Genomic DNA, 17,787 nt, shown 5'->3' on the forward strand with positions numbered 1-17,787 from the left:
TGCGGCAACGAACCCCGGCGATCCCGGGCCACGCCACTTCACTGGCCATAACAAGAGTTTTTTCATTGCTCTGTCATACCAGCCACCTGGCTGGCTTACGGCGCACGTTCCGTGCAGCCCCGTTCATCTAGCAGTCCATTCGGGAGATGCCATCCATGAACGCCCTGCGGCGCGTCTGGGACCATTTCGAGGAAGGCTTCATCGCCTTTCTGCTGGCCGCCATGACACTGGTGACGTTCGTCTACGTCATCCTCAACAACCTGTACACCGTGTTCTACAGCCTGGCCGAGCGCTTCCCGGCCGCCGAGGACTTCTTCTACGCCATCGGCGACTTCGTCATCGGCCTGGCCCAGGCGATGACCTGGAGCACCGCGCTGACCAAGGCGCTGTTCGCCTGGCTGATCTTCTTCGGCCTGGCCTATGGCGTGCGCACCGCCGGCCACATCGGCGTCGATGCGCTGGTCAAGCTCGCCCCAGCCGGTGTGCAGCGTGTCATCGCGATCATCGCCTGCCTGTTCTGCCTGGGCTACGCCGGCCTGCTGACCGTCGCCAGCTTCGAATGGATCCAGACCCTGTTCATCGCCAACATCGGCGCCGAGGACCTCGGCCACGTCGGCGTCAAGCAGTGGCATATCGGCCTGATCGTGCCGCTGGGCTTTGCCATGGTGTTCATCCGCTTCGGCGAGATCTTCGTGCGCCTGCTGCGCGGCCAGCAGATCGGGCTCGGCCTGGCTGACGAGGCCGCCGAGGCGACCAAACTGACCGAGCACGAGGAGCACAAGCCATGACCATCCTGTTTCTCTTCGCGGTGCTCTTCGCGCTGATGCTGATCGGCGTGCCGATCGCCGTGTCGCTCGGCCTGGCCGGCTCGCTGACCATCATGATCTTCAGCCAGGACTCGGTGCGCTCGCTGGCGATCAAGCTGTTCGAGACCAGCGAGCACTACACCCTGCTGGCGATCCCGTTCTTCCTCCTGGCCGGCGCCTTCATGACCACCGGCGGCGTGGCCCGCCGGCTGATCGACTTCGCCAACGCCTGCGTCGGCCACATCCGCGGCGGCCTTGCGATCGGCGCGGTGCTGGCCTGCATGCTGTTCGCCGCGCTGTCCGGCTCCTCGCCGGCCACTGTCGCCGCGGTCGGCTCCATCGCCATCGCCGGCATGGTGCGCTCCGGCTACCCGCAGGCCTTCGGCGCCGGCATCGTCTGCAACGCCGGTACCCTGGGCATCCTGATCCCGCCGTCGGTGGTGATGGTGGTCTACGCCGCCGCCACCGAGACCTCGGTCGGCAAGCTGTTCATGGCCGGCGTGGTACCGGGCATCCTGCTCGGCGGCGCGCTGATGGCGGCGATCTACCTGATCGCGGTGAAGAAGAACCTGCCGGCGCTGCCGCGGGCGAGCTTCCGCGAGTGGCTGTCGGCCGCCCGCAAGGCGGTCTGGGGCCTGCTGCTGATGGTGATCATCCTCGGCGGCATCTACTCGGGCATGTTCACGCCGACCGAGGCCGCCGCCGTGGCGGCGGTGTACTCGGCGTTCGTCGCACTGTTCGTCTACAAGGACCTCAAGCTGCGCGATTGCCCGAAGGTGCTGCTGGAATCGGGCAAGCTGTCGATCATGCTGATGTTCATCATCGCCAACGCCATGCTCTTCGCCCACGTGCTGACCACCGAGCAGATCCCGCAGGCGATCACCGCCTGGGTGATCGAGGCCGGCCTGCAGCCGTGGATGTTCCTCTTGGTGGTGAACATCGTGCTGCTGGTCGCCGGCGCCTTCATGGAGCCCTCGGCGATCATCCTGATCCTCGCGCCGATCCTCTTCCCGATCGCCATCCAGCTGGGCATCGACCCGATCCACCTGGGCATCATCATGGTGGTGAACATGGAGATCGGCCTGATCACCCCGCCGGTGGGGCTGAACCTGTTCGTCGCCTCGGCGGTGACCGGCATGCCGGTGACCCAGGTGATCCGCGCCGTGCTGCCGTGGCTGGCACTGATGCTGAGCTTCCTGATCGTGATCACCTACGTGCCGTCGATCTCCCTGGCACTGCCGGAACTGCTCGGCATGTAGCCCGCGCCGCAACCGCCTTCCCTTTCAGCCCGGCCCAGTGCCGGGCTTCTTTCTATCTGCCAGGCGATTTTCCACGCGCCCCGTGGCTCAGGCCGACAGCGGCAGCACCGCGCGGCGGCGGAACCAGCCGGTGACCGACAGGCGGTCCACCGTGGTGGGCAGCACCTCGTGGGGGAAGTCGCCGGACATGAACACCACCAGGGTGCCGGCCTGCGGGGCGATGTCCTGGCTCCGGCCGTCACCCAGGTACATGCGCAGCGCCCCACCATGGTCCGGCTGCCAGTCGGGGTTGAGGTAGAACACCGCGGTCACGCAGCGGCTGTCGTCGTCGCGGAAGCGATCCAGGTGGGTCTTGTAGAAGGCGCCCGGCGGGTAGACGGCGAAGTGGCACTCGAACTCCTCGAGGCCGAGGTAGAGCTCGCGATTGAGCTGCTGGCGCAGGCCGTCCATCAGCTGCAGGTAGAGGTCGCTGGCCGGCGACTGCCCCGCCTCGAGCCAGAGGATGTGATCGCCACGGATGCCCTCGTGCACCGCCTGGGCATCGCCTCGCCCGACCGCGGCGGGCACCAGCGCGCCGGCCGCCTCGCGGCGACGGCACTCCTGCGCCAGCAGCCGGACGTCATCGCCCGGGAGAAAGGCGGGCTCAAGCGACCAGCCGCGCTCGGCCAGGTCATCGATGATGCTGGAGAAATCCACGTTTCACGGCTCCGGTCAGGCGGCCACGACGGCCTGGTCGGCGCGCGTCTGGAACGATGCGCCCGGCTGACATTCAAGATGGTTGAGGACTGGACGCAAGACCATGCGTCCGACGGCGCATTCTGCGCCGGCCGCCGCGACAAGGGAATGCCCCGATGCCGGACGGCGCTGCGACATGTCGCCCGCCGCCGCCATCGGCCGAGCATGCCTCGACAGCCAGCGCCGCGGCACTGGAAAATAGCCGTTTGCCGACAGGAGTTCCCATGCGCGCCCTACTTGCCTTCGCCCTACTGGCCGTCAGCCTGGCCAGCCGCGCCGACGTCTACCAAGAGCTCTACGAAACCGCCGGCTGGCCCGACCAGCGCGCCAACTTCAGCGACGCGCTGACCGCGGTGCAGCAGCGCTACAAGGACACCCTGCCCACGGCGGTCTTCCAGGCACTGGTCGACAACAGCAACCGCCGCTTCGCCGCCGACGCGGTGGATGCCCGCGCCCAGCAGGCCCTGCGCGCGGGGCTCGCCGAGCCGCGGCCGGCGCTGGCGTTCTTCCAGTCCGAGCTGGGGCGCAAGATCGTCGCCGCCGAGGTGCTGACCGGGCGCCGCGAGCAGCTGGCACGGCATGCCAATGGCCTGCCGCGGATGCAGGCGGGGAGCAACCGCCAGCTGCTGATCCGCCACCTGGCGCAGGCGATCCCGGCGGGCGAAGCCGGTGCCGAGGTCAGCCTGGCGCTGGCCGGCGTGGCGGCCGACAGCCTGAGCCAGATGCTCCCGGGCATCCTCGCCAACGGCCAGGCGCAAAGCCTGCTGAACAGCCAGCGCGAGCGGCTGCGCCAGCAGATCGAGGGCGATCTGGACAATACCCTGCTGTACATCTACCGCGAGCTGTCCGACGCCGAGCTGGAGCAGTACCTGGAGTTCGCCCGCTCGGCGGCCGGCCAGGCCTATTACCAGGCGGCGCTGCAGGCGGTGCGCGAAGGCCTGGCGGTCGGCCGCGAACTCGCCAGGCCGGCCGGTTCGCAAACCGGGATCTAGCGAAGTACTCGCACCTGGCAACAAGCCGTATTCGCGCCGGCCCGAGCGCTTATCGGTGGAAAATCGCTCTGCGAGTTTTCCACCCTACCCAACGTCGGGTGGAAAACGGCGCAGTCTTTTCCACCGCTTGCCCGCGCGTTGCGGCCGGGGCGTGCGGCCCGGGTACAACGCTGCGGGGGCACTCACTGCGCCGGCAGCGACTCCAGGCAGCCGGCCAGGTTGTCGGCCAGGCGCTGCAGCAGCTGCTCGTAGCCCTGCGGGCCGGAGAGTCCGGCGCCCATCACGTCGAGTTCCGCCAGCCGGGCCGGCAAGCCGTCGGTGAGGGTCTCGGCCAGGCGCGGGCGCAGCGGCGGCTCGCTGAACACGCAGCTCGGCCCGGCCCGTTCCAGTCGCTCGCGCATCGCCGCCACGTGCCGCGCGCCGGGCTGGGTCTCGCCGCCGATGGCGAAGACGCCGGCATGGCGCAGGCCATAGGCCGCCTCGAAGTAGTCGTAGGCTTCGTGGAAGACGAAGAACGGCCGGTCGGCGACCTTCGCCATGCGCGCCTGCAGCTGCGCGTCCAGCGCCTGCAGACGCCGCTCGAAGGCCGCCAGGTTGGCGCGGTAGCGCTCGGCGTTGCCGGCATCGCGCGCAACCAGGTCGGCGGCCATCCGCTGGGCGATCACCCGGGCATTGGCCGGCAGCAGCCAGAGGTGGGCATCGAGGCGGCCGGGACGGTGGTCATGATCGTGCTCGTCCAGCGCCACCTCGTCCATATGCTCGTCGTGCTCGTCGTGCTCGTCGTGGTGCTCGTCATGCGCCTCGGTCTCGTGGCCGTGCGCATCGCCGAAGTGGCGCAGGCTCAGCCCCGGCAGCTCCTGCAGCGCCACCACCGGGCCGTCGCGCCCTTCTAGCACGCGCGGCAGGAAGGTTTCCAGGTCCGGGCCGACCCAGTAGAACAGCTCGGCCTTGCGGATGCGTTGCACATCGGAGGGGCGCAGCGCATAGCGGTGCGCCGAGGCTCCGGATGGCAGCAGCACGTCGGGCTCGCCGACGCCGTCCTGCACCGCGGCGGCGATCAGTTGCAGGGGCTGGATGCTGGTGAGCAGCCGGACCTCGGCCTGGGCGGCGGTCGACAGCAGGGCGCCGACCATCAGGGACAGCGAAAAAAGAGCTTTCACGGGCAATACTCGGAGGAATGAATTGGTACATAATAACGTCTCCTTGCCCTCAAGTCGCCGCCATGTCCAAGACCCCACTGGCCTGCACTCCACACGACCATGCCCGCTGTGTCAGCAGCGCCCTGGCCGAGGCCGACCACCTCTGCCAGCGCCAGGGCGTGCGCCTGACCGCCCTGCGCAAGCGCGTGCTGGAGCTGGTCTGGCAGAGCCACCGGCCGCTGGGTGCCTATGACATCCTCGCCGCGCTGAGCGAGCAGGACGGCCGCCGCGCCGCGCCGCCGACGGTGTATCGCGCGCTGGATTTCCTGCTGGAGAACGGCCTGGTCCACCGCATCGCCTCGCTCAACGCCTTCATCGGCTGCAGCCACCCGGAACACCCGCACCAGGGCCAGTTCCTCATCTGCCGCCAGTGCCACACCGCCATCGAGCTGGAGCAGCCCTCCATCGCCCAGGCCATCGAGGCCGCGGCGGCCACCGTGGCGTTCAGCGTCGAAGCGCAGACCGTCGAGGTGGTCGGCCTCTGCGCGCCCTGCCGGAGCGCGGCATGAGCGAGTGCCTGATCCGCCTGCAGGACATCCACCTCGGCTTCGCCGGCAAGCCGGTGCTCGAAGGCGCCGACCTGCAGGTACACCGCGGCGAGATCGTCACCCTGATCGGCCCCAACGGCGCCGGCAAGACCACCCTGGTGCGCATCGTCCTCGGCCTGCTCAAGGCCGGGCGCGGCGAGGTCTGGCGCAAGCCCGGCCTGCGCCTGGGCTACATGCCGCAAAAGCTGCATGTCGATGCCACCCTGCCGCTGTCGGTGCTGCGCTTCCTGCGCCTGGTGCCGGGGGTCGACCGCACCCGTGCGCTGGCCGCCCTCGGCGAGGTCGGCGCGGCCCAGGTGATCGACAGCCCGCTGCAGAAGATTTCCGGCGGCGAGTTACAGCGCGTGCTGCTCGCCCGCGCCCTGCTGCGCGAACCGGAGCTGCTGGTGCTCGACGAGCCGGTGCAGGGCGTCGACGTCGCCGGCCAGGCCGAGCTGTACCGCCTGATCGGTCGCCTGCGCGAGCGCTACGGCTGCGGCGTGCTGATGGTTTCCCACGACCTGCACCTGGTGATGAGCGCCACCGACCAGGTGGTCTGCCTGAACCGCCACGTCTGCTGCTCTGGGCACCCGGAGCAGGTCAGCGCCGACCCGGCCTTCATCGAGCTGTTCGGCCAGGATGCGCGCAGCCTGGCGATCTACCACCACCAGCACGACCACCGCCACGACCTGCACGGCAGCGTGGTCAAGCCCCACGTCCACGGCCCGAACTGCAAGCACTAGTAGGGCCTATTGATGCTTTGTCACGGCCACGCCGGATCCAGTTCTAGCGCGGGGCAAGGCGTGAGGAGAGAAGTTTGGTTATTCCAAATAAACGACGAATAACGCAGCACCGCGCTAAAACTGGCCCGGCCCTTCGGGTTGCGCGTCAAATGGTGTCATGCGGCGTTGCGGGACTTGCCAAGGGAGCGACCATTGCCTGCGTCCCGCGCCTTGCCTGGCACCATTTGACGCGGCAACGCGGCTCGCGCCAAAGCATCATCAATAGGCCCTAGCATGCCCGATTTCCTGCTCAACGCCCTGCTCGCCGGCCTGGCCCTGGCGCTGGTCGCCGGCCCGCTCGGCTCCTTCGTGGTCTGGCGGCGCATGGCCTACTTCGGCGACACCCTGTCCCACGCCGCGCTGTTCGGCGTCGCCCTCGGGCTGATGCTGGACGTCAACCTGACCCTGGCGGTGGCGGTCGGCTGCGTGCTGCTCGCCCTGCTGCTGGTGACCCTGCAGCAGCGCCAGCCGCTGGCCTCCGACACCCTGCTCGGCATCCTCGCGCACAGCACGCTGTCGCTCGGCCTGGTCTCGCTGAGCTTCATGAAGGACGTGCGCGTCGACCTGATGGGCTACCTGTTCGGCGACCTGCTCGCGGTCGGGCCGGTGGACCTGGCCTGGATCATCGGCGGCAGCGCGCTGGTACTGCTGATCCTGGTCCCGCTGTGGCGGCCGCTGCTGGCGATCACCGTGCACGAGGAGCTGGCCCGCGTCGAAGGCCTGCCGGTAGCGGCGATCCGCCTGGCGCTGATGCTGCTGATCGCGGTGGTGATCGCGGTGGCGATGAAGATCGTCGGCGTGCTGCTGATCACCTCGCTGCTGATCATCCCCGCCGCCGCCGCCCAGCGCCATGCGCGCACGCCGGAGCAGATGGCGCTGGGCGCGAGCATCCTGGGTATCGTCGCCGTGTGCCTGGGGCTGACGCTCTCCTGGTACGAGGACACCCCGGCCGGCCCGTCCATCGTGGTCAGCGCCGCCGCGCTGTTCCTGCTCAGCTTCGCCTGGCCGCGCAGGGCCTGAGCCATGACCGATCTCCAATACCTGCGCGGCTACCCCGAGCCGCTGCTGGCGCAGGTGCGCCAGCTGATCGCCGAGCAGCGCCTGGGCGACTACCTCGCGCGGCGTTACCCCGCGCGACATGAGGTGCAGAGCGACAAGGCCCTGTACGGCTACGTGCAGCAGCTCAAGCAGGAGTACCTGAAAAGCGCGCCGCCGATCGACAAGGTGCTCTACGACAATCGACTGGACCTGACCCATCGGGCGCTGGGCCTGCATACCGCGGTGTCGCGGGTGCAGGGCGGCAAGCTCAAGGCAAAGAAGGAGATCCGCGTCGCCGCACTGTTCCGCGAGGCGGCGCCGGAGTTTCTCAAGATGATCGTGGTGCACGAGCTCGCCCACCTGCGCGAGAGCGAGCACAACCGTGCGTTCTACAAGCTCTGCGAACACATGCTGCCCGGCTACGGGCAGATCGAGTTCGACCTGCGGCTGTTCCTGCACTGGCGCGAGCTGCCGGGCAGCTGACGAAGCGCCCGGCGTGGATGGCTTCGGCCATCCACCCTACGGTCCTGTCCGTAGCGGAGCTTGCGTAGGGTGGAAAACTCGCGAAGCGATTTTCCACGCGCCACTGCCTGGTTGCGCATCGCGCCGGGCCAGGCACCTCATCCGCGTGGATGGCTGCGGCCATCCACCCTACGCTCACCCTCTACGCCGGGATCGCCGCCGCCGCGGCCTCACGCGCCCACACCCGATGCTGGCCGAGCGCCTGGGCGAAGTGGCCGAATACCGCATCGACGTCATCACCCTCCAGCAACCCGCTGTCGGCAGTGAGGTTCAGCGATGCCAGCAGCGACCGTGCCGCACCGAGCACCACGATGGGTTTCAGGTGCTTGTAGGCCTCCAGCAGGTAGTGCTTGGCTTCGCCGGACTTGGCCATGGCCGCCGCCGCATCGGCACCGCCGGGGACGAACACGGCGTCGAACATCACCGAGGGCATGCCGTCCATCGCGGCGTCGACCGGTAGCATCTTGCCGTCCGCCGTCTTAACCGGAGCCGGCGACGGGCCGATAAGCTTGGCCAGCGCGCCCTGCTCGGCCAGCCTGGCCTTGAATGCATCGATCGCCGCACCGTCGACGCCGTTGGCCACCAGGATCGCCACCTTGCGCGACTTGATATTGCCCGGTACGTGGTTCATCAAACTCAGGGCCGGCGAACTCTGCGGCGTCGGCACCTTCGCCGCTACGGTCGGCGCAGCGGGTGCCGGCAGGCCGAGGTTCTCGGCCACGCGGCGGGCCAGCTCCAGGTCGATGTTGGCGAGGATCTCGTTGACCTGACGCTCGCGGATGAACACCCGCTCGACCTTGCCCAGCTCGAAGGTATAGGCGCCGATGATGTGCTCCTTCTCCGGCGCGCTCATGCTGTTCCAGAACAGCGTGGCCTGGGAGAAGTGGTCGCCGAAGGATTCGCTGCGGTTGCGGATCTTGTGGCCCTCGACCCGCTCGGGATAGCTCTCGAAGCCGCCGCCCTGGGCTGCCGGCGGGGTTTCCTTGGGCCAGCCGCTGTCGATCGAGTTGGGCTCGTAGTTGGCGCGACCCTTGTGGATCGTCTGGCGATGGAAGGCGTCGCGCTGGTTGTTGTGGAACGGACACAGCGGACGGTTGATCGGGATCTCGTGGAAGTTCGGCCCACCGAGACGCAGCAGCTGGGTATCGGTGTAGGAGAACAGCCGGCCCTGCAGCAGCGGATCATTAGTGAAGTCGATGCCCGGCACGATATGGCCGATGTGGAAGGCGGCCTGCTCGGTCTCGGCGAAGAAGTTGTCCGGGTTGCGATTGAGGGTCATCTTGCCGAGCTTCTGCACCGGCACCAGCTCCTCGGGGATGATCTTGGTCGGGTCGAGCAGGTCGAAGTCGAACTTGTGTTCATCGGCCTCTTCCACCACCTGCACGCCCAGCTCCCATTCGAAGTAGTCGCCCATCTCGATGGACTCCCACATGTCGCGGCGGTTGAAGTCCGGGTCCTTGCCGGCGATCTTCAGCGTCTCGTCCCAGACCAGCGAGAAGGCGCCGGCCACCGGCTTCCAGTGGAATTTGACGAAGCGGCTGACGCCCTCGGCATTGATCAGGCGGAAGGTGTGCACGCCGAAGCCTTCCATCGCCCGGTAGCTGCGCGGCAGGGCGCGGTCGGACATGGTCCAGAGCACCATGTGCGCGGACTCAGGCGTCAGTGAAACGAAATCCCAGAAGCTGTCGTGGGCCGATTGCGCCTGCGGGATCTCGTTGTGCGGCTCGGGTTTGACCGCATGGACGAAGTCCGGAAACTTGATCGCGTCCTGGATGAAGAACACCGGCATGTTGTTGCCGACCAGGTCGAAGTTGCCCTCGTCGGTGTAGAACTTGGTGGCGAAGCCACGCACGTCGCGCACGGTGTCGGCCGAGCCGCGCGAGCCCTGCACGGTGGAGAAGCGCACGAATACCGGAGTCTCCTTGCCCTTCGCCGAGAGGAACGAGGCCTTGGTCAGCTGGCTGTGGTCGGCGTAGCTGACGAACACGCCATGCGCCGCGGCGCCGCGCGCGTGCACGATGCGCTCGGGGATGCGCTCGTGATCGAAGTGGGTGAGCTTCTCGCGCATGATGAAGTCTTCGAGCAGCGAGGGCCCGCGGCCACCGGCCTTGAGGGTGTTCTGGTTGTCGGCGATCTTCACGCCCTGGTTGGTGCGCAACGGCGCACCGGTCGCATCCGAGCGAAAGGCTTCCAGCTGGTCGAGCTTGGCGTTGCGGTTGCCGCGGTCGACGGTATCGGTGCCGGCCAGCTCGCTCTGTTGCGGGGTCTTCTCGGTCATCTTGGGGCCTCGGTCGATGGGGTTTTGCCGAAACCGTGCGAGCCCGCCACGGGGCTCGTTTTCACGGTGCCTGGATAACTGACCCACCGCATGCCCGGAAAGGTCGCGGCTGCGTCAATTTGCTTTGCCGATCGGCCCGATAGGCATTGTCTATGGACGCGCCGCCTCGGCTGAGCCAAACCGCCAGATGCGCTAGAATGCCGGCCTTTCGCCGGCCACCCCGGCCCGGAACGTCCGCACCCACAAGGTTCGCCCGTGATCGAATTCCAGCAAGTCCACAAAACCTATCGGGTAGCCGGCCGCGACGTGCCGGCGCTGCAGCCGACCGACCTGCGCATCGCAGCCGGCGAGGTGTTCGGCCTGATCGGCCATTCCGGCGCCGGCAAGAGCACGCTGCTGCGTCTGATCAATCGCCTCGAGGAACCCTCCGGCGGGCGCATCCTGGTCGACGGCGAGGACGTCACCGCGCTGGATGCCGACGGCCTGCGGCGCTTCCGCCAGCGCGTCGGGATGATCTTCCAGCACTTCAACCTGCTGATGTCCAAGACGGTGGCCGACAACGTCGCCATGCCGCTGCGCCTGGCCGGCCAGCTGTCGCGTGGCGAGATCGACGCCCGTGTTGCCCGCCTGCTCGACCGCGTCGGCCTCAGGGACCACGCGCGCAAGTACCCGGCGCAGCTCTCCGGCGGACAGAAGCAGCGTGTCGGCATCGCCCGCGCACTGGCCACCGAGCCGGGCATCCTGCTCTGCGACGAGGCGACCAGCGCGCTGGACCCGCAGACCACCGCCTCGGTGCTGCAGCTCTTGGCCGAGATCAACCGCGAGCTCAGGCTGACCATCGTGCTGATCACCCACGAGATGGACGTGATCCGCCGCGTCTGCGACCGCGTGGCGGTGATGGACGGCGGCGCCATCGTCGAGCAGGGTCCGGTCACCGAGGTGTTCCTGCACCCCAAGCACCCGACCACCCAGCGCTTCGTGCTGGAGGACGAGGCGCTGGACGAGGGCGAGATGCACGAGGACTTCGCCCATGTGCCGGGGCGCATCCTGCGCCTGACCTTCCAGGGCGAGGGCACCTACCAGCCGCTGCTGGGCACGGTGGCGCGTGAGACCGGGGTGGACTTCTCGATCCTCTCCGGGCGCATCGATCGCATCAAGGACACGCCCTACGGCCAGCTGACCCTGGCCCTGACCGGCGGCGACCTGGAGGCCGCGCTGGCGCGCTTCGACCGCGCCGACGTACACGTGGAGGTACTGCGCTGATGGACGCCCTGTTCGGTTCCCTGTTCGCCAACGTCGACTGGTACGAGATCTGGCTGGCCACCCTCGACACCCTGCTGATGCTCGGCGGCTCGCTGCTGTTCACCATCCTGCTCGGCCTGCCGCTGGGCGTGCTGCTGTTTCTCAGCGGCCCGCGCCAGTTGTTCGAGAACCGCCCGTTGTATGCGGCACTCGCCTTCGTGGTCAACGTGCTGCGCTCGCTGCCGTTCATCATCCTCTTGATCGTGATGATTCCCTTCACCGTGCTGCTGACCGGCACCTCGCTCGGCGTGGCCGGGGCCATCCCCCCGCTGGTGGTGGGCGCCGCGCCGTTCTTCGCGCGGCTGGTGGAGACCGCGCTGCGCGAGGTCGACCGCGGCATCATCGAGGCCACCCAGGCGATGGGCGCCACCACCCGGCAGATCATCTTCAGCGCATTGCTGCCCGAGGCCCGGCCGGGCATCATCGCCGCCATCACCGTCACTGCCATCACCCTGGTGTCCTACACCGCGATGGCCGGCGTGGTGGGGGCCGGCGGCCTCGGCGACCTGGCCATCCGCTTCGGCTACCAGCGCTTCCAGACCGACGTCATGGTGGTCACCGTGGTCCTGCTGCTGGTGCTGGTGCAGCTGCTGCAGAGCGCAGGCGACCGGCTGGTGACCCACTTCTCCCGCAAATGAACCCAGGGCGCGCGAACCCTCGCACGCCGCTCCACCAAGGAACCGAACGATGAAGAAACTGATTGCCGCCCTGGCCACCCTGGCCGCCTTCTCCGCCCAGGCCGCCGACACGCTGAACGTCGCCGCCACCGCCGTGCCACACGCCGAGATCCTCGAGTTCGTCAAGCCGCAGCTGGCCGAGCAGGGCGTCGAACTGAACGTGAAGGTCTTCACCGACTACGTGCAGCCGAACATCCAGGTCGCCGAGAAGCGCCTGGACGCCAACTTCTTCCAGCACCAGCCGTACCTCGACGAGTTCAACAAGGGCAAGGGCACCGAGCTGGTCAGCGTCGCTGGCGTGCACATCGAGCCGTTCGGTGCCTATTCGAGCAAGCTCAAGTCGCTGGAAGAGCTGCCCGACGGCGCCAACGTGGTGATCCCCAACGACGCCACCAATGGCGGCCGCGCCCTGCTGCTGCTGGCCAAGGCCGGCGTGATCACGCTCAAGGATGGCGCCGGCATCACCGCCACGCCGAAGGACATCGCCGAGAACCCCAAGCACATCAAGGTGCGCGAACTGGAAGCCGCGACCCTGCCGCGCGTGCTGACCCAAGTCGATCTGGCGCTGATCAACACCAACTACGCGCTGGAAGCCAAGCTGAACCCGACCCAGGACGCCCTGGTGATCGAGGGTAGCGACTCGCCGTACGTGAACATCCTCGTCGCCCGTCCGGACAACAAGGACAGCGAGGCCATGCAGAAGCTCGCCGCCGCGCTGCACAGCGAAGAGGTGCGCCAGTTCATCGAGGAGAAGTACCAGGGCGCCGTGGTCCCGGCGTTCTGAGCCTGACCGCATTGCGCTGCAGAAACCCCGCTCCGGCGGGGTTTTTCATGCCTGGCGCCCGGCAAGCGCGCGCGGCCTGGTTGTCCAAGGGCGACTAGACTCGAACAGTCCTTGCGCGAACGGAGAACCTGCGATGCCCCTTGCCCCCTTCCACCTGGCCATTCCCGTCCACGACCTGGCCGCCGCGCGGCGCTTCTACGGCGAGGTGTTCGGCTGCGCCGAAGGCCGCAGCAGCGAGCACTGGGTCGACTTCGACTTCTTCGGCCACCAGCTGGTGATCCACGAAGCGCCGAAGATGCCGCACCAGGAAGCGGCCCACAGCAACCCGGTGGACGGCCACGACGTACCGGTGCCGCACTTCGGCGTGGTGCTCGGCTGGAACGACTGGCAGGCCCTGGCCGAGCGCCTGCGCGCGCGGCATACCCGCTTCGTCATCGAGCCCTATGTGCGTTTCGCCGGCCAGGTCGGCGAGCAGGCCACCATGTTCCTCCTCGATCCCTGCGGCAACGCGCTGGAGTTCAAGGCGTTCCGGGACATCGGCCAGCTGTTCGCCAAATAGCCGCCGTTCAGGGCACCAGCACCGCGGCGCCCTGGAAGCGGCCGTGGCGCAGGTCGTCCAGCGCCTGGTTGGCCTGCTCCAGCGGGTAGGCGTGGGTCTCGGTGCGGATGCCGACCTGCGCGGCGACGGCGAAGAAGTCCAGGCCGTCGCGGCGGGTGAGGTTGGCCACCGAGACCAGTTCGCGCTCATGCCAGAGGATGTCGTACGGGAAGCTCGGGATGTCGCTCATGTGGATGCCGGCGCAGACCACCCGGCCGCCCCGGCGCAGCGCGCGCAGCGCGATCGGCACCAGTTCGCCGGCCGGCGCGTAGATGATCGCCGCGTCCAGCAGCACCGGCGGCGGTGTGCCCGAATCGCCGGCCCAGACCGCGCCGAGCGAGCGGGCGAAGGCCTGGGCGGCGAGATCGCCCGGCCGGCTGAAGGCATAGACCTCGCGGCCCTGCCAGCGCGCCACCTGCATGACGATGTGCGCCGCCGCGCCGAAGCCGTAGAGGCCGAGACGCTTGCCGTCGCCGGCCTTGACCAGCGAACGCCAGCCGATCAGCCCGGCGCAGAGCAGCGGCGCAGTGGCCACGTCGTCGCCGTCCTCGCCGAGGGCGAAGGTGAAGCGCGCATCGGCCACCAGGTACTCGGCGTAACCGCCGGGCCGGGTGTAGCCGGTGAACTGCGGCGCCTCGCAGAGGTTCTCCTCGGCATGCTGGCAATGGCTGCAGTGCCCGCAGGTGTGCCCGAGCCAGGGCACGCCGACCCGCTGGCCGAGCGCGAGATCGCTCACCCCCGGCCCCAGCGCATCGACCCGGCCGACCACCTCGTGCCCGGGAATGACCGGCAGCGGCACCGCCGGCAGCTCGCCATCGACCACGTGCAGGTCGGTGCGGCAGACGCCGCAGGCGCTGACCCTGATGCGCACCTCGCCCGGCCCCGGCTCGGGCAGCGGCAGGTCACACAGTTCGAGGGGCTGGCCGATCCGTTGCAGTTGCATCGCACGCATGCTGGCTCTCCGTGGCGGGATGCCTCCAGCTTAGGCCAGGCGCGGCAGGCGCACTCAGCTGTCGCTGCTGCCGGCCGGCAGGTAATCGCCGCGGCTCAGGCCGTGGCGCTGCATCTTCTCGTTGAGCGTGCGGCGCGGCAGCTGCAACAGGCTCATCACTTCGCCGATATTGCCGCGGCACTGCTGCAGGGCGTTGTGCAGGCACTGCGCCTCGAAGGCTTCCATCTGCTCGGCCAGCGACTGGCCGGCCGCCACGGCCGCGCCCGGGCCAGCCGCCGGTACCGGTGCGCCGAGGCCCAGGGCATGGCGCTCGGCGGCGTTGATCAGCTCGCGCACGTTGCCCGGCCAGTCGTGGGCCAGCAGCCGCGCCAGTTCGGCCGGCGCCAGCGCTGGCGCCTGGCGGCCGTTGCGTTCGGCGGCCTGGCGGGCGAAGTGCTCGAACAGCAGCGGGATGTCCTCGCGCCGCTCGCGCAGCGGCGGGATATGCAGCTCGGCGACGTTCAGCCGGTAGAGCAGGTCCTCGCGAAAACGCCCGGCGCGCACTTCCTCGAGCAGGTCGGGCTTGGCCGCGCTGATCACCCGCAGGTCGACCTCGATGCTGCGGTTCGAGCCCAGGCGCTCCAGCGTGCGCTCCTGCAGCACGCGCAACAGCTTGACCTGCTGGGCCAGCGGCATGCTCTCGATCTCGTCGAGGAACAGGGTGCCGCCGTGGGCATGCTCGATCCGCCCGATGCGCCGGCCCTGGGCGCCGGTGAAGGCGCCGCTCTCGTGGCCGAACAGCTCGCTCTCGAAGATGGTTTCCGGGATCGCCGCGCAGTTCAGTGCGACATAGGCACGCTCGGCGCGCCGGCTGAAGTCGTGCAGGCAGCGGGCGACCTGCTCCTTGCCGCTGCCGGTCTCGCCGCGGATCAGCACGTTGACGTCGGTGCCGGCCAGCTCGAGCACCTGGCGGCGCAATGCCTCCATCGCCCGCGACACGCCGAGCAGCTGCGACTCGATGCGCCCCTTGCGCGCATATTGCTCGCGCAGCTGGCGGTTCTCGCAGACCAGCCGGCGCTTGTCCATGGCGCGGCGCACCGAGTCGAGCAGGCGCTCGGGGGTGAAGGGCTTCTCGATGAAGTCGTAGGCGCCCTGGCGCAGCGCCTGCACCGCCATCGGCACGTCGCCGTGGCCGGTGACCATGATCACCGGCAGCTCGGCATCCAGTGCCACGACCTGCTCGAGCAGGCCAAGGCCGTCGAGGTCCGGCATGCGCACGTCGCTGACCAGCACCCCGGCGAAGCCGCGATCGAGCGCCGCCAGCGCCTCGCGCGCCCGGGCGAAGGTGCGCACGCTGAAGCCGGACAGCTCCAGCCACTGCTGCACCGCCTGGCGGATCGCCGCCTCGTCGTCGATGAAATAGACCTGCCCGCTCATTTCTCGCTCTCCTGCGGCTGCGCGGCCGCGGTCGGTTCGACCGCCGGCAGCCTGACCTCGAATACCGCGCCCTGCTCGCCATTGTGCACCTCCAGGCTGCCGCCCAGGTCGCGGACGATGCCGTAGGACACCGCCAGCCCGAGGCCGAGGCCCTGGCCGACCGGCTTGGTGGTGAAGAAGGGCTCGAAGACCTTGTCCAGCTCGGCCTCGGCGATGCCGCCGCCGCTGTCACTGACCGCCAGCCGCCAGCTGTCGCCGTCGCGCCGGCAGTCGATGCCGAGCACGCGGTGCTCGCTGCCGCGCATGGCGTCCAGCGCGTTGTTCAGCAGGTTGATCAGCACCTGCTCCAGGCGGATCGCGTCGCCTCTGATGCAGGCCTCGGCCGGCACCTGGCAATGCACCTCCACCGCCTCGCCGCGCAGGCGCGGGCCGAGCAGCTGCAGCGCCTGCCCGAGCACCTCGCGCAGCACCAGGCGCTGCGCCAGCCCGGCCGGGCTCTTGCGGGCGAAGGTCTTGAGGTGGCCGGTCAGCGCCGCCATGCGCTCGAGCAGGCCCTCGACCTGGCCGAGGCCGTCGCGCACCTCCTGCTCGCGGCCGTTGTCGAGCAGCAGGCGCAGGCTGCCGAGTTGCATGCGCAGGGCGGTCAGCGGCTGGTTGATCTCGTGCGCCAGCGCCGCGGACATCTGCCCCAGCGCCGCCATGCGCGCGGCATGCACCAGTTCGTCCTGGGCAGTGCGCAGTTCACGGGTGCGCGCCTCGACCAGCCGCTCCAGCTCGTTGCGGCTGCGCTGCTCGACGCGCCGGGTCTTGCGCCGCTGCGCCAGGTAGAGCAGCAGGAAGGCCAGGGTCATCCACACTCCGGCGGCGGCCAGGCGATAGCTGCGCACGGTTTCGCTCACCGCCTGCGGTTCGAGCAGCAGGTGCAGGGTCCAGTCCTCCTTCGGCAGGTCGAGGCTCTGCCAGAGGTAGTCGCGGCTGCCGTCCGGACCCTCGACGCGGCGCCGCTCGGCCCCTTCGCCGAGGCGCTTGATGCGCGTGCTGGGCAGGGGCTGCAGGTTCTGCTCGGCATAGCGGCGCGCGGCGACCAGGCGCTGGCGCACGGCGTCCTCGAGCGGGCGCAGGTAGCGGAAGCGCCAGGCCGGGCGGTTGGTGAGGATGACGATGTCCAGCGAATCGGCGATCAGCAGGATGCCCGACTGCCCGGCCCATTCGCGCTGCATGTCCTCGAGTTCGAGCTTGACCACCAGCACGCCGAGCACCTTGCCATCGGCGCCATGCACGGCGTGGGAGAGGAAGTAGCCGGGGATCCCGGTGGTCACGCCGACGGCGAAGTAGCGCCCGCTGTCGTGGGCCACGGCGTCGCTGAAATAGGGGCGGAAGGCATAGTTGTTGCCGACGAAGCTCGACCAGTCGCGCCAGTTGCTCGCCGCCAGGGTCTCGCCGTAGCGGTCCAGCAGGTAGAGCACCGAGGAGCCGGCGGCCTGGTTCTGCTGTTCCAGGCGCTCGTTGAGGGCCAGGCGCAGGCGCTGGTTGGCCGGGTCTTCGAGCAGCCGGCGGATGTCGCTGTCCAGCGCCAGCAGCGCCGGCACCGAGCGGAAGCGCTCGACCTGGGTATGGATCGCCTGGGCATACAGCGCCAGCTGGCCGCGCGCTTCCTGGCTGCGCTCGGCCCAGACGCGCTGCTCGGCGATGCGCCCGGCCCAGAACAGGCTGAGCGCCAGGCCGGCGAGGATCAGCACGACGATGGCGGCGACGCGGTAACGGATCTTGGGCAAGGGCATGGCACGGCTCGCTGGCTGGTCGGTCATTAAGCCACAAGCCCGCCACGCTGCCGAGGCGCCCGGCGTTGGGGAACTCGGCAGCGCCGGCGACCCTCGCACATACAGGCGACCAGCGCCCGTGAAACGCCCGGGCGCGCTG

The 17,787-nt window shown here is 69.0% G+C and carries 17 protein-coding genes; 11 read left to right on the plus strand and 6 right to left on the minus strand.

Annotation, left to right across the window (positions count from 1 at the left end):
* Positions 1-155: 155 nt before the first annotated feature.
* Positions 156-788, plus strand: a complete 633-nt coding sequence (locus L3N39_RS00380; protein ID WP_237255239.1) for a TRAP transporter small permease — start codon at positions 156-158, stop codon at positions 786-788.
* Positions 785-2,065 (plus strand): C4-dicarboxylate TRAP transporter large permease protein DctM, encoded by a 1,281-nt coding sequence (dctM, locus tag L3N39_RS00385; protein WP_237255240.1) that lies wholly within the window; start codon positions 785-787, stop codon positions 2,063-2,065. Before L3N39_RS00380 ends, dctM begins: the two co-directional genes overlap by 4 nt.
* 87 nt (positions 2,066-2,152) lie before the next feature.
* On the opposite strand, the gene L3N39_RS00390 is transcribed toward dctM, so the two are convergent.
* On the minus strand, positions 2,153-2,761 hold the full coding sequence (locus L3N39_RS00390) for a 2OG-Fe(II) oxygenase (protein WP_237255241.1): 609 nt from the start codon (positions 2,759-2,761) through the stop codon (positions 2,153-2,155).
* A 263-nt stretch (positions 2,762-3,024) separates the two neighbouring features.
* Here L3N39_RS00390 and L3N39_RS00395 point away from each other — a divergent pair, with 263 nt between their 5' ends.
* Positions 3,025-3,792 carry a hypothetical protein gene (locus L3N39_RS00395; protein ID WP_237255242.1) on the plus strand — a complete coding sequence of 256 codons (768 nt, stop codon included), beginning with the start codon at positions 3,025-3,027 and terminating at the stop codon, positions 3,790-3,792.
* A 182-nt stretch (positions 3,793-3,974) separates the two neighbouring features.
* Here L3N39_RS00395 and L3N39_RS00400 read toward each other — a convergent pair whose 3' ends face one another.
* Positions 3,975-4,952, minus strand: a complete 978-nt coding sequence (locus L3N39_RS00400; protein WP_431977991.1) for a zinc ABC transporter substrate-binding protein — start codon at positions 4,950-4,952, stop codon at positions 3,975-3,977.
* Positions 4,953-5,014: 62 nt separating this feature from the next.
* Here L3N39_RS00400 and zur point away from each other — a divergent pair, with 62 nt between their 5' ends.
* From zur to L3N39_RS00420, 4 genes are all read left to right on the plus strand, one after another.
* On the plus strand, positions 5,015-5,500 hold the full coding sequence (gene zur / locus L3N39_RS00405) for a zinc uptake transcriptional repressor Zur (RefSeq protein WP_237255243.1): 486 nt from the start codon (positions 5,015-5,017) through the stop codon (positions 5,498-5,500).
* On the plus strand, positions 5,497-6,261 hold the full coding sequence (gene znuC / locus L3N39_RS00410) for a zinc ABC transporter ATP-binding protein ZnuC (RefSeq protein WP_237255244.1): 765 nt from the start codon (positions 5,497-5,499) through the stop codon (positions 6,259-6,261). Before zur ends, znuC begins: the two co-directional genes overlap by 4 nt.
* A 273-nt stretch (positions 6,262-6,534) precedes the next feature.
* The gene (gene znuB / locus L3N39_RS00415; protein ID WP_237255245.1) at positions 6,535-7,320 is read left to right on the plus strand and encodes a zinc ABC transporter permease subunit ZnuB; all 786 of its coding nucleotides are present in this window, start codon (positions 6,535-6,537) and stop codon (positions 7,318-7,320) included.
* 3 nt (positions 7,321-7,323) lie between these two features.
* Positions 7,324-7,821, plus strand: a complete 498-nt coding sequence (locus L3N39_RS00420; protein ID WP_237255246.1) for a YgjP-like metallopeptidase domain-containing protein — start codon at positions 7,324-7,326, stop codon at positions 7,819-7,821.
* A gap of 181 nt (positions 7,822-8,002) precedes the next feature.
* On the opposite strand, the gene katE is transcribed toward L3N39_RS00420, so the two are convergent.
* Positions 8,003-10,225 (minus strand): catalase HPII, encoded by a 2,223-nt coding sequence (gene katE / locus L3N39_RS00425; protein WP_348983385.1) that lies wholly within the window; start codon positions 10,223-10,225, stop codon positions 8,003-8,005.
* A gap of 168 nt (positions 10,226-10,393) precedes the next feature.
* On the opposite strand from katE, the gene L3N39_RS00430 reads away from it, so the two are divergent.
* The 4 genes from L3N39_RS00430 (at position 10,394) to L3N39_RS00445 (ending at position 13,460) form a co-directional block, all read left to right on the plus strand.
* Positions 10,394-11,401, plus strand: a complete 1,008-nt coding sequence (locus tag L3N39_RS00430) for a methionine ABC transporter ATP-binding protein (RefSeq protein WP_237255247.1) — start codon at positions 10,394-10,396, stop codon at positions 11,399-11,401.
* A complete protein-coding gene (locus L3N39_RS00435; RefSeq protein WP_237255248.1) occupies positions 11,401-12,078 on the plus strand; it encodes a methionine ABC transporter permease in 678 nt (225 codons plus the stop codon). Before L3N39_RS00430 ends, L3N39_RS00435 begins: the two co-directional genes overlap by 1 nt.
* Before the next feature lie 49 nt (positions 12,079-12,127).
* A complete protein-coding gene (locus L3N39_RS00440) occupies positions 12,128-12,901 on the plus strand; it encodes a MetQ/NlpA family ABC transporter substrate-binding protein (RefSeq protein ID WP_237255249.1) in 774 nt (257 codons plus the stop codon).
* A 133-nt stretch (positions 12,902-13,034) separates the two neighbouring features.
* Positions 13,035-13,460: a VOC family protein gene (locus L3N39_RS00445; RefSeq protein WP_237255250.1), complete on the plus strand. Its 426-nt coding sequence runs from the start codon at positions 13,035-13,037 to the stop codon at positions 13,458-13,460.
* 7 nt (positions 13,461-13,467) lie between these two features.
* Here the strand turns inward: L3N39_RS00445 and L3N39_RS00450 are convergent, their stop codons facing one another.
* The 3 genes from L3N39_RS00450 to L3N39_RS00460 are packed head-to-tail and all read right to left on the minus strand — an operon-like array spanning position 13,468 to position 17,648.
* A complete protein-coding gene (locus L3N39_RS00450) occupies positions 13,468-14,451 on the minus strand; it encodes a zinc-dependent alcohol dehydrogenase family protein (protein ID WP_237255251.1) in 984 nt (327 codons plus the stop codon).
* Between the two features lie 54 nt (positions 14,452-14,505).
* Entirely contained in the window at positions 14,506-15,867 is a 1,362-nt protein-coding gene (locus tag L3N39_RS00455) for a sigma-54-dependent transcriptional regulator (RefSeq protein WP_237255252.1), read from the minus strand.
* Positions 15,864-17,648, minus strand: coding sequence for a sensor histidine kinase (locus tag L3N39_RS00460; protein WP_237255253.1), 1,785 nt, complete (start codon positions 17,646-17,648; stop codon positions 15,864-15,866). Before L3N39_RS00460 ends, L3N39_RS00455 begins: the two co-directional genes overlap by 4 nt.
* Positions 17,649-17,787: the final 139 nt, after the last annotated feature.

Origin of the sequence: Pseudomonas oligotrophica, from assembly GCF_021726475.1 — a bacterium.
Classification (GTDB): domain Bacteria; phylum Pseudomonadota; class Gammaproteobacteria; order Pseudomonadales; family Pseudomonadaceae; genus Stutzerimonas; species Stutzerimonas oligotrophica.